Consider the following 16,176-nt stretch of genomic DNA (forward strand, 5'->3'; position numbering starts at 1 on the left):
ATGTTTTTAAAACACTAATATATAAAATTAATAGGGGTTATTATATTTTTTATTCAAAATAAATTATCAACACCCCATTTCAAAAGACATTTAAATTAAATAAAATCAATTTCTATATTTTAATTAGAAATTCATAACAGAATCCTTTAACTACAATATTCCCCTTGACTTTTTTTGTAATTTTTAGTATATTCGTTACTCATTTGCACGAAATAGATGATTTACGACCTAGAGAAAGAAAACAAGGAAATCCTTGCCCGATATAAAGACCTCATTACCAATACATACCGTACTCTGGACGAGGAACAGAACAAGCTTATCAGAAAAGCCTTTGATATTGCTTTGGACGCTCACAAAGACCAGCGTAGAAAAACCGGCGAACCGTACATCTATCATCCGATAGAAGTCGCTAAAATTGTGGCAAATGAAGTTGGCCTGGGTGCAACGAGTATCGCCTGTGCCTTACTCCATGATGTCATCGAGGATTCCGAATATACCTACGAAGACCTCAATAAGATATTCGGAAAAACGATTGCTGATATCGTCAGCGGATTGACGAAAATCTCTGTAATGAACCAGCAGAACATCTCTGTCCAGTCTGAAAATTACAGAAAACTTTTACTTACGCTGTCCGAAGACTTCCGGGTAATTCTCATCAAAATAGCAGACCGGCTGCACAATATGAGAACCCTGGAAAGCATGCATCCCGTAAAGCAGAAAAAGATCGCTGCAGAAACTGCGTATATCTATGCGCCGTTAGCTCATAGATTTGGACTTTACTCTATCAAATCAGAACTAGAGGACCTATCATTAAAATATAACAATCCTGAGGTCTACAATGAGATCCTAAGCAAATTAGAAACAGCAAAGGAAGTCCGTGAAAAATATGTGGAGGAGTTCACAAAAGAAGTTTCCGAACAGCTGAAAGAAGAAAATCTCAACTTTACGATCAAAGGACGCGCAAAAGCCATCAGTTCGATTTATAGAAAAATGCAGAAGCAGAACGTGACCTTTGAAGAAGTCTACGACAACTATGCGATCAGGATCATCTATAAGTCCGACCCTAGAAACGAAAAATTCTTAGCCTGGAAGATCTACTCCATCGTAACAGATCTTTATCAAAGTAATCCTTCCCGAATGCGTGACTGGATCTCCCAGCCAAGGTCAACTGGTTATGAAAGTCTCCATTTGACCGTAATGGGACCTGATAAAAAATGGATAGAAGTGCAGATCCGCTCTGAAAGGATGAACGAGATTGCAGAAAAAGGAGTTGCGGCCCATTACAAATACAAAGAAGGCTACAGGAAAAACACGGATGACCAGAGATTCGAAAACTGGGTTTCCGAGATCAGGGACGTTCTCGAGCAACAACAAAACCTTTCCACATCCGAGCTTCTTGACAATATTAAATTAAATCTTTATTCCAAAGAGGTTTTTGTTTTTACTCCAAAAGGAGAAATCAAAATTCTTCCGACCGGAGCTACGGCTTTGGATTTTGCCTTTTCTGTACACTCAGACCTGGGAACAAAATGCCTGGGAGCAAAGATCAACGGGAAATTGGTTCCGATAAGTTATGTTCTTCAGAATGGGGACCAGATAGACATTCTTTCCTCTCAGAATCAAAAACCGAAAGCTGACTGGCTGGATTTTGTGGTGACTTCCAAAGCCAAGTCAAAGATCAAGAACATCCTTAATTCCGAAAAAAACCAGAATACCGCGGAAGGGAAAGAGATTCTCCAAAGAAAAATGCGTCATGCAAAACTGAATTTCTCCGACGAAGAGATCAACGGATTACAAAAATTCTTGAATTTAAAAACCTCTCAGGATCTTTTCCTTGGTTTTCAAAATGGTACTTTCGACATTGGTGATATTAAACGATATTCTGACAAAAAGAGTATCCTCAGCAATATATTCAATCGTTTCAGAAAATCATCCTCCAAGGAAGAATATGTTGAAAAGGTCGACTCTAATCTGGATATGATCGTATTCGGAAAAGATGAGGAGAAACTGAATTATTCTTTTGCTAAATGCTGTACAGTGATTCCTGGCGATAAAATTTTCGGATTCATTACCATTTCTGATGGGATCAAAGTCCATAGCGAAAGCTGCCCAAATGCGATCAACCTAAGAGCTAATTATGACTACAGGGTTTTGCAGGCAAAATGGGTCAATGCGGAGAGCTTTAAAAACAGGATCAAAATCGAGATCGAAGGTCTGGACAGAATGGGAATGATCAACGACATCACGGCAGTTATCAGCGGTTCTATGAATATGGATATGAAGAGTATGAGCATTGCTTCAAATGATGGTATTTTTACAGGAAGTATCGCTCTCGAGGTTAAAAATAAAAGCCAATTGGAAGAAACTTTCAAACAGCTAAAAGCAATAAAGGGTGTTTCTAAAGTGAAGCGAACATAATGCAAATTATCAAAATACCTTCAACATTTTTTTCACACTAGAGAGGCAATTCCATCAAATTGAGAATAAGAAAATTGCCAATCAGTATTTTGACCGCTTCAATTTTATCCGGAATTATAGGCTTTGTAATTTTAAATTTCAATAAAAAACCTTCCAATATTAATTGAAAGGTTTTTAAATATCAATCTCTTTTGGAAGCATTTTTCTTTTCCCTTTTAGCTTCTTTCTTTTCTTTTGCTGTTTTCAGTGGTTCTTTTTTCACTGCTTTTTTAGCATCTTGACCTTTTGCCATATTTTTATATTTTAGTGTTTTGTTTTTAGTATTGTAAATATAATGATTTTAATAAATGCTATTGGGATAAAACACCTTAACAAAAACTAATTAATTGTTATCATCTCATCTCGTACCAACTTTTCCAGCTTTACTTTTTTAATGGCAAGATTAAGTTCATTTCCCATCAGTACAAGAAAAACATTGACATTGATCCAAACCATTACCAAAATAATGGAACCAATGGAACCATAAAGAACGTTATATCTTGCAATGTTCGCCACATAAATGGCAAAGAAGTAAGTCAATGTAACAAATAGAACTGTTGTCAAAACCGCTCCTGGGAAAGCTTCTCTAAGTCTTGTGATTTTTAGACAGCCAACCCAATAGAAAAGTGTCAACAAAATAAGATAGAACAACGGAAAAGAAATAAATCCAATGATTTTTGTGAGATTCTTCGTAAACCAGCCAATGTCATAAGTCGGTGTGAAAAGTTTGAGAACAACTTCACTGTAATAAATTCCGAAAATCGAAAGAAAAACCAATGTCAGAAAGCAAATTGTAACCAACATCGCCAAAGCGTATTCTTTTACGAAACCCCTTTTAAGTTCCGTATTCCGGTTAAATCCATTGATGAATGTAAAACAACCGTTAGTTGCAAACACAAAAGATAGCAAGATCGTTAAAGTACTTATCGACTTCATATTTGGAAGAAGATTAGTTTGTATATAACCCGTGACATCACTTTGCATATGAGACGGAAAAATACGAGGCATCAGAACTTCAAAGATATAAAACTGAAGCTTATCGTAGTGAGGCATATAAGGTAAAACCGACAACAAGAAAAGAATCATCGGAAAAAGACTAAGAAAAAAACTCCACGAAATACTGGCAGCCTGCCTTCCCAAAGGATTTTTGAAAATAGCATCAGAATATATCGTGAACATCTTCCAGAGAGAAATTCCCAAAACTGGTATATGGATCCCGTCGAAAAAGTTTTTGATTTTGAGGAAAAAACGCTGTATTTTTTTTGCCATTCATTTATCTTTGCCTCACAAATATAGTAAATGCGTATTAATTTGATCTGTATCGGCAAAACAGATGATAAAGAAATTGTTTCCCTTATCAAATATTATCTGCCCAGAATCCCCAAACACTGGAACTTTGAACTGATAGAGATCCCGGATGTTAAAAATGCCAAAAATCTAAGTTCTGACCAACTGAAAAAAGAGGAAGCAAAATTATTTCACAACCAGATCGATTCTTCTGACCTGGTAATTCTTTTGGACGAAAGAGGGAAGCAATTCACAAGCCGGGAATTCTCTGAGAAAATCGATTTCTGGATGGGAAGTTCCGTGAAAAAAATTAATATTTTGATTGGTGGTGCTTATGGTTTTTCTGATGAGATCTATCAACGCGCCAACGAAAAAATGTCTTTGTCAAAAATGACTTTTACACATCAGATGATCCGGTTATTTTTTGTGGAGCAGATCTACAGAGCAGCTACAATTTTGCAAGGAAAGCCTTATCATAATGATTAGATGTCAGATGTTGGATGTTAGCAAAATTAATTTCTAATTTCTAATTTCTAATTTCTATTAACAACTTTCTTCGTAAGATTCGCTAAAACGCCACCTAAAAGAAAGCCAACTCCTGCACCAAAAGCAATATCCCCCGGATAATGAACGCCAATATAAATCCTGCTATAAGACACTATAAATGCCCAGACAACTAAGATGTACGGCAGGTATCTGTAGTTTTTCCCAATCAATATCGTAAGAAAACTAACCAGGAAAAAAGAGCTGGAAGCGTGTGCAGAATAGAAACCATATTTTCCGCCACAGATCACCAATCGCATTTTTCCCATTAGTAATGGCTCATGGCAAGGTCTCAATCTTTCCACACCATGTTTGAAAACACTTGCCAATTGGTCAGAGATTGTGATTCCGATGGCGATGAAAATGAGGACAAAAATTAGTTTTTTAGTAGGAACAGCTTTATAAACAAGATAAAGTAAAATCACATAAAACGGTATCCAAAACCATTTTCCCGTAACCAAAAGCCAAAACGGGTCGAACGTGGAACTTCCCAAACCATTGAGAAATAATAGAAGTTGTTGATCCAGGGAAATTACTTCATTCATAGATTATCGGCTTACGGGACCTTCGTGGGAATCGTCCTCTGACAGGTCTATTTTAGGTGTTTCTTGTTTTAGAAAAGAATCATTTTTCTTCTCTGCCAAAGGATTGAATTCCTGTGCAGATTGTTTCACTTTTTCAATCTCTTTTTTGATCTCGGAAACAGGGTTATCCGCCTCCTTCATGATTTCGGTTTTGATATCATCTACCGCGCCGCGCATCTTACGAACACCTTCTCCAAGACCTCTTGCAATCTCGGGTAATTTATCGGGGCCGAACAAAACAACGATCGCCAGAGCAATCATCAGCATTTCTCCAATACTCAATTCCATTTGACAAAATTAAGAAAGATTATAAACCTAGCAGACATTTAGTTATCATAATTTTATCATAAAAAGAAAAATTATCTATTTTATTTCTTCCCTTTAAAATTGATATAAACAAAATAGATACTCGCCATAAACAGCAAGAATGCCAAGAAAAATGGCGCTCCCGGAAACTGGAATGGCGCTTCTTTGTGCGTAAAATAGTAAAACAAATTCGTCATCAATGGTGGCCCAATGATAGAAGTGGCACTCATCAAACTCGTTAATGCCCCCTGTAATTCCCCTTGCTCATTGGACGGAATATTTTTAGTAATGATCGATTGTAAAGCAGGCCCGCAAATACCCCCTAAGCAATACGGAATGGTAAATACCAGCATCATCCAGCCTTCCGTTGCGAAAGCATATAGCAACATCCCAAATGAGTACAACAGCAATCCATAGAAAATACTTTTTTTATCACCTATTTTCGGGTTGATCCACCTGATCAGTAATCCCTGAACCAGTCCAACCATCAAGCCTACAACACCAAGAGAAATACCAACCATTCTCTCATCCCAATTGAATCTGTACATCGTATAGAAACTCCAGTTACTTTGTACGGCGTGCCCGCCGATATAGATCAAGATCAGGGAAATAACCAATCCCGAAATCTCAGGATGCTTTCTCAGTAATTTTAAAGAACCAATTGGGTTGGCACGTTTCCAATCAAATTCCCTACGGTTGTCTTTATCCAGACTTTCGGGCAAGATGAAATATCCGTAAATGAAATTAACCATACACAAAACCGCCGCTGCATAAAACGGAACTCTGGAACCATAATGCCCCAGAACACCTCCCAAAACAGGCCCGATAATAAAACCTAATCCGAAAGCAGCACCTATCAATCCAAAATTCTTTGCCCGGTCCTTATCTGTCGAGATATCTGCGATATATGCGCTTGCTGTTGTAACACTGGCTCCGGTAATTCCTGCGATGATCCTACCTATAAACAGCCACCAGATATTGGGTGATAAAGCCAGGAAAATATAATCTACAGAGAATCCAAAAAGTGATAATAGAATAATTGGTCTTCGCCCATATTTATCACTGAGGTTTCCAACCATTGGGGAAAAAACAAATTGAATAAAAGCATAAGCAAAACTAAGCCAGCCACCATATTTTGCGGCCTCGCTGACATCTGCATGGATCAGTTCCTCTATCAGTTTCGGAACCACAGGGATGATGATGCCCCAGCCCGTAATATCTATCAATAATGTGATAAATATAAAACCAATAGCAGCAGATTTTTGATTTGTTTTCATAACGGTTGCGAAGATAAGAATTTTTTCATTTCATTGGTCGCACAGAAGTAGACCTGGCCAGCTATGCCTATGACGACACATTACAGCCTGTAATATCCAATACACTTAGCTTTGAACTTTACTGTAACCATTCTTAAAACTAAAACCATAAACAAAAAGCTCCCAATTTCTTGAGAGCTTTTGATTATATATTTTAAGAAAATTATTTCACTATTTCAGCATTGCTGATCGAAGATTTCCCTGTCACCTTATCTTCCTTTTTCTTTCCCTTCAGGAAGTCATAAGCCGTAGCAGATGCAATGAAAATAGATGAATAAGTACCGAATCCAATACCAATCAATAAACAGAACATAAATCCTCTCAAGTTATCCCCACCGAAGATGAAGATCGCAAGGATCACCAAAATCGTAGTGAAAGACGTGTTGAACGTTCTACCGATCGTACTGGATATTGAATCATCGAATAATCCCGCTAAAGTCAATGCCTTCTTCTCACGCAGGTATTCTCTAATTCTATCAAAGATAATCACCGTATCATTGATGGAATATCCAATCACTGTAAGAATCGCCGCAATGAAATCCTGATTGATCTCCATATTGAAAGGCATTACTTTGTAGAATAATGAGTAAACCCCAAGGATAACCACAGTATCATGGAATAGACCTGCAACCGCTCCAAGCGAGAACTGCCACTTGTCAAATCTTACCAGGATATAGATAAAGATACCAATCAATGATGCAGCTACAGCCAACATCCCGTGGGTCTTGATATCATCTGCAACTGTAGGTCCTACTTTCGTAGAGGAAACAATCCCTGCATGCCCTTTATCTGCAGACTTGAATTCTGCCAAAGTCATACCGGCTGGTAATTCAGATCTAAGTCCTTCGTAAATTTTTTGCTCCACAGTCTGATCGGCTTGCAGAGACTCGTCATCAATCAAATAATCTGTTGTGATCTTCAACTGAGAAGAGTTACCAAAAGTTTTAGCTTCTACAATGTTGTTTTGACCATCTGCGGTTACCATCAATTTACCAATACTGCTCTCAATTTTTTCAGCATCTACAGGTTTTTCAAATCTCACCACATAGTTACGTCCACCTGTAAAATCAATACCATATTTGAATCCGTTGATTGCGATAGATGCAATTGCGATCACCATTAATATACCTGATATAATGTATGACCATTTTCTTTTTCCAATGAAATCAAGCCAAGTATTTCTGAAAAGATTTTTAGTTGGTGCCGTCCAGACAGAAAGAGATTTCCCTTTTTCAAGTCTGCTGAAGATCATCACTCTCGATAACAATACCGAAGTAAATAATGTCATTACCAATCCGATCATCAACGTTACTGCAAAACCTTTGATAGGTCCAGTTCCGAAGACATAAAGGATCAATGCTGTGATGAAAGTAGTTGCATGACCATCGATGATCGCAGAGATCGCGTGCTTGAAACCATCTTTATAAGCTTCCATAATTCCTTTTCCAAGGAACAATTCTTCTTTCGTTCTTTCGTAGATGATAACATTTGCATCCACTGCCAATGCCATTGACAATACAATACCTGCAATACCAGGAAGCGTCAATGTTGCATCTATAGAATCCATGATTCCGAAGATGTAGAATAAGTTGATAGTCATTGCAATAACTGCATAGACTCCTGCTCCACCATAATAGAAAATGATGTAAACAATGATAATAGCAAATGCAATAAGGAATGACATAATACCATCGTTGATAGACTCAGCTCCAAGAGATGGGCCTACAACATCTGCTTGTACAATTTTGGCACCTGCCGGCAATTTACCGGCTCCAAGAACATCTACAAGGTCTTTAGCTTCTTCTTGGGTAAAGTTTCCGGAGATCTGAGTTCTACCGTTAGGAATCACATCATTTACAGAAGGCGCTGTATAAACTCTATTATCTAAAGTTACAGCCACCACTTTACCTTTGTTTTTCTCTGTCATTGCCTTCCAATCACGAGCACCCTGAGAATCCATCTGCATATCTACAACGATACGACCCAATTGGTCATAATTGATATTTGCAGATTCTACAGCACCGTCCACTGGTGCTTTCTGAGTGATATTTCCACGGATAGCGTACAATACAAGACTGTTAGAAGTATTATTCTCAGGCTTGTAACCCCACATGAACTGGGTATATTTCAAATTAACAGGTCTTGCTTTGATAGCAGCATCACTATTAAGTAATTTATTTACGACAGCTGTATCCGATAATTTAACATTAGCAACAGCATTTCCAGGCGTAGAATTCAATTGAATCAAGTTCATTAAATTCGTTGTTTTTGGAACGCCTATAGAATCTCCCTTAGCCTTGACCAACTGGTCTAGTTGAGAAAAATATGGTACAACCTCTTGTGCTAGCTGAACTTCCCAAAACTGAAGCTTGGCGGAAGTTGCCAACATCTTTTTAACTCTGTCGATATCTTTGATACCAGGCATTTCCACTAATATTCTTCCAGTTCCGGGAACTCTCTGAACGTTTGGTTGCGTGACACCCATTTTGTCGATACGTGTTCTAAGAACTTCATATGCCGTACCTACAGATGCATCGATTTTCTTTCTTACAATATTTTTAACCTGATCATCCGGCGTGTTGAATTTGATCTCGGAAAGATTCGTATTCCCGAAGATCTCAGGATCTGCAAGTTTCAGGTTCGTTCCTTTTTCCTGATTAACAGCATCGAACTGCGTGAAGAAATCCTCGATGTATTGTTTACTTGAGTTTTTCTGTGCTTTGTCTGTTCTGTTAAGCGCTTCTATTAAAGTAGCATTTGTAGAGTAATTACTAAGATCATTTACCAGATCTCTCTGATTGATCTCCAATAATACGTTGATACCACCTTTAAGATCCAATCCGAGTTTCATTTCTTTCTGTTTTGCAGACGCATAATCCAGTTTTGTAAAACCTAGATTAAGCGTGTCTTTAGAAAGTCTTGCAATCTCAGCTTGATATTTCACTGGATTTTCTCCTGCAATTGCTTTTGCTTCTTTTTCTATTTTATTGGCATAGAAAGAAGGCAGAAGCTCATTAAGGCAAATCAATCCAAGAACGATGGCAACTAATGTAACGAGTCCTTTTCCTTGCATTTTCTTACGATATATATAAATTAAGTCGGCAAATATAATGATTTATCATGGAAATAAGAATTTGAAAATGAGAAATCTGCATTATACTTTTTATATTGAATCCAAATGTGATTATTCAGCAAAAAAATGAGATAAAATTTCGGTTTATTAAGAATTAAATAATTTACCATCTGCTCAGGCATTAAATTTGGTAACTTTATTAAAAATCTATAAAATAATAAGTTATGAAAAAATTACTATTCATTCTCTCGTTTGCTTTGGCTTCGGGACTATCTGCACAGCAAATCATATTAGAAGAGTTTGCAACAGCTTCAAATCCTGTTGAAATAATTGCTTCTCCCACAAACGACAACAGACTTTTTGTAGTTCAGCAGTCCGGAACTATCAGAATACTGAATACCGATGGAACTTTTGAAACCAATAATTTTCTGAACATTACGGACAGGGTCAACTTCAGTGGGGAAATGGGGTTACTAGGCTTGGCTTTTCATCCGCAATTTGCAACCAACCGTTATTTTTATGTTTATTACAACAGAGCCGGTAGAACTATAACCGTTTCCAGATTCACTGCCAATTCTGCTGATCCAAATACGGCAGATCCAACGACAGAAAAAGTCATGCTATCTATTGAGAAACCTTTTACCAATCATAATGGAGGGAGCATTCATTTCGGAGCGGATGGTTATCTTTGGATCTCAACAGGAGATGGAGGAAGCGGCGGCGACCCTAATAACAACGGACAAAACAAAAACTCGCTTTTAGGAAAACTTTTGAGAATTGATGTTAATTCCGAAAATGCTTACAATATTCCTCCTGACAATCCTTTCGTTGGAACAGACGGAGCTGATGAAATTTGGTCTTACGGATTAAGGAATGGCTGGAAATATTCTTTTGACAAAACAACCAATAATATTTGGATTGCTGATGTTGGCCAGAATTTGATTGAAGAAATAAACAGAGTTCCCACAACTTCAGCGGGAATCAACTACGGATGGCGATGCTATGAAGGAAATAATGCATACAACACCGCCGGTTGTGCCAATGCTTCAACAATGACCTTTCCTGTTGTAGACTATGACCATTCCGGCGGAAAATGCTCCATTACCGGCGGTTATGTTTACAGAGGCAATCTTTATCCTGACCTGGTAGGGAAATACATTTTTGCAGATTACTGTTCAACTCAAATCGGGATTCTTGACAACACAACCATTACGTGGACATCAGCTTTTTCCGGAAACAATTTTACAACGTTTGGCGAAGACAATCAGAAACAGCTTTATATTGCGGCCTCAAATGGAAAAATATTTAAAGTGAAATCAAATATTTTGGCAGTCTCTGATGCTGACAAAAATCCAATTCAAGTTTCTCCAATTCCGGCAAAAGATTTCATTTTTATTAAAAACATCAATGATAAAAATCTGACAGCAGAAGTTTTGGATCTATCGGGAAGAGAAATCCTAAATACCAATGTTGCTGAGAATGATAAAAGTATTGATGTTTCTACTTTGAAATCTGGAAATTATATCTTGGTACTGAAAAAAGATGATGTTAAAATAATGAGTCAAAAAATTATTAAGGAATAGGAATATTAAAAGTCTTCGAGAACCTCTGACTGACACTTTTTGAATTTTCGAGAGCTGCTCAGACCAACAAGCCTTTGCCTATCATACTGAGAATATCGAGGCATCTTATAATAAAAGCCTTTCAGAAGTAAATTCCGAAAGGCTTTTTTATTATTAATTAATTGAAACAAATTTTATTTTGTCCAAGTGATCCTGGTCGTTTTCACATCGTGAGAGTTGGTTCCGATCATGATATCGAAATCTCCTGCTTCCCAATCGAATTTCAATTGACTGTTATAAAATTTCAAATCTTCAGGAGAAATCTTGAAAGTCACTTTTTTACTTTCTCCCGCTTTCAGATAAACTTTTTGGAAACCTTTCAATTCCTTAACTGGTCTTGTAATGCTTCCAACAAGGTCTCTGATATAAAGCTGAACTACTTCTGCTCCATCATATTTTCCATTATTAGTAAGCGTAACCGTAGCTTCAATCGAAGTATCTCCTGCCGGTTTTGTATTTGAAACAGAAACATCAGAATAATTGAAATTAGTATAGCTCAACCCATATCCGAACGGATAAAGCGGCGTGTTACATTCATCCAAGTAATTGGAACGGAATTTCTCAAAAGTACATTTTTCTGTATTTTCCGTGCTTAATGGGCGACCTGTATTTTTAGCATTATAGTATATTGGAACCTGGCCTACACTTCTTGGGAAAGTCATTGGCAACTTTGCTGAAGGATTTACCTTTCCGTAAAGAACATCGGAAATAGCATATCCGGCCATACTTCCCGGAAACCAGACATTCAGGATGCTGTCTGCCAGTTCAGATTCTTCCGTTAAAACCAATGGACGACCCGTGAATAGAACTAATACAATCGGTTTCCCGGTTTTCTTAAGTTCCCTCAACAATTCTTTCTGAGTTTCCGGAATTCCGATATCAGTTCTGGAACTGGATTCCCCACTCATTTCCGCACTTTCTCCAATTGCTAATAAAATGACATCAGCTTTGCTTGCGATTTCAAGTGCTTCTTTCCTGATCTGGTCCGCAGGGCGGTTATCTCTGTCAGTATTTTTTCCAAACATAGCGGCTTTTTCTTCCATTGCTGCAGATTCATAAACGTTGCTTCCTTTTGCAAAAAGGAAATTAACGTCTTTACCAACAGTTTCCTTAAGACCTCTTAATAATGAAATAGAATTCGCATGTTTTGCAGCGACACTCCAAGTCCCGGGCATGTTCACAGAATTATCGGCCAACGGTCCAATTACAGCAACAGTTCCCGATTTTTTAAGCGGAAGGATTTGTTTGTCGTTTTTCATCAAAACCATAGAGTTTGCAGAAATAGTTCTTGCTGCCTCCAAATGTTTCGGGCTGAAAACTTCTTTCTGGGCTCTTTTGGAATCTGTATATCTGTAAGGATCATCAAAAAGACCAAGGTCATATTTAGCTTCCAGGATCCTTCTTGTAGCATCTGTCACAGTTTTTTCAGAAACTTTTCCTTCGGAAACTGATTTTTTCAAAGTTGTCAGGAAACCTTCGCCAACCATATCCATATCAATTCCTGCGTTCATTGCCAAAGCAGAAACCTGTTGCAGATCTCCCATCCCGTGATCGACCATTTCGTTGATCCCTGTGTAATCTGTCACTACAAAACCTTTGAACTTCCATTGATCCCTAAGAACATCCGTCATCAACCATTTATTTCCAGTTGCAGGAACGCCGTCAACTTCATTAAAAGAAGCCATTACAGAGCCTACACCCGCTTCCACAGCAGCTTTATAAGGTGGAAAATAATTATTGAACATCGATATATGACTCATATCAACCGTGTTATAATCTCGTCCACCTTCCGGAGCTCCGTAGAGCGCAAAGTGTTTCAGACAAGCCAACATCGTATTATTTTTCGAAAGGTCATTTCCCTGATAACCAAAAACCATTGCTTTTGCGATCTCACTTCCCAGATATGGATCCTCGCCAGAACCTTCGGAAACTCTACCCCATCTTGGATCTCTTGAGATGTCTGTCATCGGGGAGAAGGTCCAGTTGATGCCATCTGCCGTAGATTCCTGAGCTGCGATCTGGGCTGATCTCTGGATCAAATTCACATCCCAGGAAGAGGCCAATCCTAATGGAATAGGAAAAGATGTCTCGTAACCGTGGATCACATCCATCCCGAAGATCATCGGAATCTTCAATCGGCTTTTTTCTACTGCCACTTTCTGCACATCACGGATCTTATCAACACCTTTGATGTTAAACAATCCGCCAACCAAGCCCTGCTCAATCTTTTTCCCAATATCAGAACTTTGGGCCTGGCCTGTAGTAAAATCGCCTGCACCGGGAAGATTAAGCTGTCCGATCTTTTCATCCAAGGTCATTTTTGAGATCAAATTATCGATGAACGCTTTTTTCTTAGATTGGTATTTTTCGGTTTGATAAGACTGAACCGGTCTGGTTATAAGTTCCTGTGCCAAAAAATAGGGCGAAAGTGCCAAAGCAGCAAGGATCACAAACTTTTTCATATGTAGTATTTATTTTTTATTAATTGTCATATGGAATCGCCTATCATCTATACTTTATCTTTTTTTCAAAATTCTTAAAGGCGATTTCATTATATATATTATTTTTATTGATTCTTTTTGAATGCTAGCATCCACTCGTATAACTTAGGGTCTGAGTAGGTAGAATCCCAAGAATTATGATTGTCATTTAGGAAAATAACCAATTCTGCTTTTGGGTTGATCGGATGCAATTTTTGATAGAAGTTGAAAGCATTTTCCGGAAGAACAACATCGTCCATTCCGCCGTGAAAAATTTTCAGGTTCATATCTTTGTAATTGTGAATATTTGCCCACATTACCCGATCTGTTGGAGCGCAGACAGATACGACTGCGGCAAACATTTCCGGATGCTCTCCTGCCAATTTCAAAGTTCCCCAGCCTCCCATCGATAGTCCTGTAAGATAGATCCTGTCTTTGTCGATTTTATATTTCTCAGAAATCTCTTTGATCAGAAAATAAACCGTATCTGTATCCCACCAAGTATTTGCGGGACATTGAGGTGCCAAAATCGCAACAGGTCCTTTGATTAAATCTTTATGTTGGAGAACACCGTTAAGTTTTACTTTTTCCAAATCATTTCCTCTTTCGCCAGAACCGTGAAGAAAAACGATCAATGGAAGTTTTGTTTTGGGATTTTCTGGAATATCCAGAAGGTAAGAAAGTTTTTTCTGAATCTTCACTTCCTTATTAAACTCGGACCTGATCTCCTGAGCGTTGGAAAATGTTGTAAATCCTAAAAGTAAAAGAGGAAGATATTTTAGTTTTAAGGTCATAATAAGTAGATAAAAGAAAATAGAATAAAGATAAAAGACTTACAATCAATTTGTTTTGTTATTGAAAGCAAATACATTAATCCATTTTTACCATTATTCGTTTTGTTACACATACTTTGCTACCAAAGATACAAAATGTTAATTTGTATGTCTAAGCTTTATAATTATGCTGAATCCCATAGCCCCGATTGTAGTGGAAATCCTTTTGCTTTTTTTTCACATATGAAAAAGCAAAAGATTGCAACGGAAAGCGGGATCAAGCTCTAAAAATATTTATTGAATCAAAATGAGACAATAAATATTCCGCCCTAAAGATAATACTTTTTGCTAATCTATCTTATGCTTTTCTGATTTGAACCCGATTTTTTTCAAACCGGCTCTTATATCCGGCGCATTCATAAACAAATTCCATAATAAACCAGAACGATAATTCTCTATCATTGGCGCAATGGTTCCTTGATCGATTGCCAAATATCGGGGTGTGAACCAATCGTTGAAATTGATAGAAGTAGCATCGTAAGGCCCGGCCTGTCCTATGAAATTTGGTTTTTCTTCGTATAAAAATCTGAGGAATGCCATGGACTCCTTCGGGGTATAAGGCATGGAACTAAGTGCTGCAGTTGGTACAATAACGCCCAAATCCTCTTTCATAGGCTGATGTGCAGCGTAACCCGTAGAACCATCTTTGTTTCTGGTATAACCTGCGGTAAGTCCCCAATATTTTTCAGAATAACCTTTGAATTTCAGTGGGTTTTCTAAGCAATATTTGTAGTCTATCAACACCTGATTTCTGTTCAGGTCCCAATAATTCTTCACATATTTGTCCGACAATTGCCTTGGATCCAATCCCAGATAGGAATACTGACTCCAAAATAATGGTCCACCATATTCTTCGGCATAATTGTGTTTTACATAAAGCGGAAGACCATACTTTGTGCGGTCCGTTGTATAGGTTCCGTTGCGGGTCCAACCTTTGTTGTAAGTATCATAATCTATGGAATGATCAGGAGACGAGGCAGCCATGACATAAGTGATGAGACACTCGTTATAGCCTTCTAACGGAAAGTTCATTTCCCAGCCGTAAGTCGGTGACCAATGCCAGTAAAGAACTTTTTGCCCGCCTTTTGTGTACCAATTCCATTCTACGCCCTTCCAAAGCTTGTCCATTTTTGCAGCCAAAGCTTTTTCTTCCTCATTTCCATTTTTGAAATACTCGCGGACACAGATCATTCCCTGAGCAAGAAAGGCTGTCTCAACCAAATCTCCGCCGTTATCTTTTTTGCCAAATGGAACAACTTTTCCCGTTTCACCATTGATCCAATGCGACCAGGCACCGTGAAAACGGTCTGCTTTTTCCAGAAAATCTGCGATATGCGTCAATCTCTTAACAGCTTCCTGACGAGGAATGAATTTTCTATCCACGCCCACCAGAATGGTCATCAATCCAAATCCCGAACCTCCTGTTGTAATAACATGTTTGTCATTGTCCGGATAAATATTGTCTTCATGATATCGTTCTCTTCCCAAGAATGAGTTTGGTTCTGCAAAATCCCAGAAATATTTGAGTGCATCGCTTTGAACTTTATCCATTAGCTGGTTGTCGGTCAGTTCTAATCTTTGTTTTTCAGAAGTTTTATTTTCAGTCAGTTGTTTGCTTGTGCAAGATGTAAGTAATGCTAAGGAAACGATTGATAGTGATATTATTTTGTTCATT

At 37.9% G+C, this 16,176-nt stretch carries 11 protein-coding genes; 3 read left to right on the plus strand and 8 right to left on the minus strand.

Going from position 1 to position 16,176, the window contains the following annotated elements; genetic code table 11:
- The first annotated feature begins 216 nt into the window (after positions 1–216).
- Positions 217–2,418: a RelA/SpoT family protein gene (locus K319_RS0113350; protein ID WP_027384049.1), complete on the plus strand. Its 2,202-nt coding sequence runs from the start codon at positions 217–219 to the stop codon at positions 2,416–2,418.
- A 378-nt stretch (positions 2,419–2,796) separates the two neighbouring features.
- Here the strand turns inward: K319_RS0113350 and K319_RS0113365 are convergent, their stop codons facing one another.
- Entirely contained in the window at positions 2,797–3,726 is a 930-nt protein-coding gene (locus K319_RS0113365; protein ID WP_027384050.1) for a YihY/virulence factor BrkB family protein, read from the minus strand.
- A gap of 30 nt (positions 3,727–3,756) precedes the next feature.
- On the opposite strand from K319_RS0113365, the gene rlmH reads away from it, so the two are divergent.
- Positions 3,757–4,230 carry a 23S rRNA (pseudouridine(1915)-N(3))-methyltransferase RlmH gene (gene rlmH, locus K319_RS0113370; protein WP_027384051.1) on the plus strand — a complete coding sequence of 158 codons (474 nt, stop codon included), beginning with the start codon at positions 3,757–3,759 and terminating at the stop codon, positions 4,228–4,230.
- A 47-nt stretch (positions 4,231–4,277) separates the two neighbouring features.
- On the opposite strand, the gene K319_RS0113375 is transcribed toward rlmH, so the two are convergent.
- The 4 genes from K319_RS0113375 to secD form a co-directional block, all read right to left on the minus strand.
- Positions 4,278–4,832, minus strand: coding sequence for a phosphatase PAP2 family protein (locus tag K319_RS0113375; protein ID WP_027384052.1), 555 nt, complete (start codon positions 4,830–4,832; stop codon positions 4,278–4,280).
- Between the two features lie 3 nt (positions 4,833–4,835).
- The gene (locus K319_RS0113380; RefSeq protein WP_027384053.1) at positions 4,836–5,159 is read right to left on the minus strand and encodes a Sec-independent protein translocase subunit TatA/TatB; all 324 of its coding nucleotides are present in this window, start codon (positions 5,157–5,159) and stop codon (positions 4,836–4,838) included.
- A gap of 80 nt (positions 5,160–5,239) precedes the next feature.
- Positions 5,240–6,454: a TCR/Tet family MFS transporter gene (locus K319_RS0113385; protein WP_027384054.1), complete on the minus strand. Its 1,215-nt coding sequence runs from the start codon at positions 6,452–6,454 to the stop codon at positions 5,240–5,242.
- Between the two features lie 202 nt (positions 6,455–6,656).
- A complete protein-coding gene (gene secD / locus K319_RS0113390) occupies positions 6,657–9,566 on the minus strand; it encodes a protein translocase subunit SecD (RefSeq protein WP_027384055.1) in 2,910 nt (969 codons plus the stop codon).
- Between the two features lie 224 nt (positions 9,567–9,790).
- Between secD and K319_RS0113400 the strand changes: the two genes are divergently transcribed.
- Positions 9,791–11,149 (plus strand): PQQ-dependent sugar dehydrogenase, encoded by a 1,359-nt coding sequence (locus tag K319_RS0113400; RefSeq protein ID WP_027384056.1) that lies wholly within the window; start codon positions 9,791–9,793, stop codon positions 11,147–11,149.
- Between the two features lie 173 nt (positions 11,150–11,322).
- Here the strand turns inward: K319_RS0113400 and bglX are convergent, their stop codons facing one another.
- The 3 genes from bglX to K319_RS0113420 form a co-directional block, all read right to left on the minus strand.
- A complete protein-coding gene (gene bglX, locus K319_RS0113405) occupies positions 11,323–13,650 on the minus strand; it encodes a beta-glucosidase BglX (protein ID WP_027384057.1) in 2,328 nt (775 codons plus the stop codon).
- Positions 13,651–13,754: 104 nt separating this feature from the next.
- On the minus strand, positions 13,755–14,462 hold the full coding sequence (locus K319_RS0113410; RefSeq protein WP_027384058.1) for a carboxylesterase family protein: 708 nt from the start codon (positions 14,460–14,462) through the stop codon (positions 13,755–13,757).
- Positions 14,463–14,789: 327 nt separating this feature from the next.
- Positions 14,790–16,175 (minus strand): glucoamylase family protein, encoded by a 1,386-nt coding sequence (locus K319_RS0113420; protein WP_027384059.1) that lies wholly within the window; start codon positions 16,173–16,175, stop codon positions 14,790–14,792.
- Position 16,176: the final 1 nt, after the last annotated feature.

Origin of the sequence: Epilithonimonas caeni DSM 17710, assembly GCF_000426465.1 — a bacterium.
Classification (GTDB): Bacteria; Bacteroidota; Bacteroidia; order Flavobacteriales; family Weeksellaceae; genus Epilithonimonas; species Epilithonimonas caeni.

What these genes read in the sequence shown, in the direction of transcription:
- K319_RS0113350 (WP_027384049.1), top strand. Translation starts at nt 217, where the DNA reads ATGATTTACGACCTAGAGAAAGAAAACAAGGAAATCCTTGCCCGATAT.
- K319_RS0113365 (WP_027384050.1), bottom strand. Translation starts at nt 3,726, where the DNA reads ATGGCAAAAAAAATACAGCGTTTTTTCCTCAAAATCAAAAACTTTTTC.
- rlmH (WP_027384051.1), top strand. Translation starts at nt 3,757, where the DNA reads ATGCGTATTAATTTGATCTGTATCGGCAAAACAGATGATAAAGAAATT.
- K319_RS0113375 (WP_027384052.1), bottom strand. Translation starts at nt 4,832, where the DNA reads ATGAATGAAGTAATTTCCCTGGATCAACAACTTCTATTATTTCTCAAT.
- K319_RS0113380 (WP_027384053.1), bottom strand. Translation starts at nt 5,159, where the DNA reads ATGGAATTGAGTATTGGAGAAATGCTGATGATTGCTCTGGCGATCGTT.
- K319_RS0113385 (WP_027384054.1), bottom strand. Translation starts at nt 6,454, where the DNA reads ATGAAAACAAATCAAAAATCTGCTGCTATTGGTTTTATATTTATCACA.
- secD (WP_027384055.1), bottom strand. Translation starts at nt 9,566, where the DNA reads ATGCAAGGAAAAGGACTCGTTACATTAGTTGCCATCGTTCTTGGATTG.
- K319_RS0113400 (WP_027384056.1), top strand. Translation starts at nt 9,791, where the DNA reads ATGAAAAAATTACTATTCATTCTCTCGTTTGCTTTGGCTTCGGGACTA.
- bglX (WP_027384057.1), bottom strand. Translation starts at nt 13,650, where the DNA reads ATGAAAAAGTTTGTGATCCTTGCTGCTTTGGCACTTTCGCCCTATTTT.
- K319_RS0113410 (WP_027384058.1), bottom strand. Translation starts at nt 14,462, where the DNA reads ATGACCTTAAAACTAAAATATCTTCCTCTTTTACTTTTAGGATTTACA.
- K319_RS0113420 (WP_027384059.1), bottom strand. Translation starts at nt 16,175, where the DNA reads ATGAACAAAATAATATCACTATCAATCGTTTCCTTAGCATTACTTACA.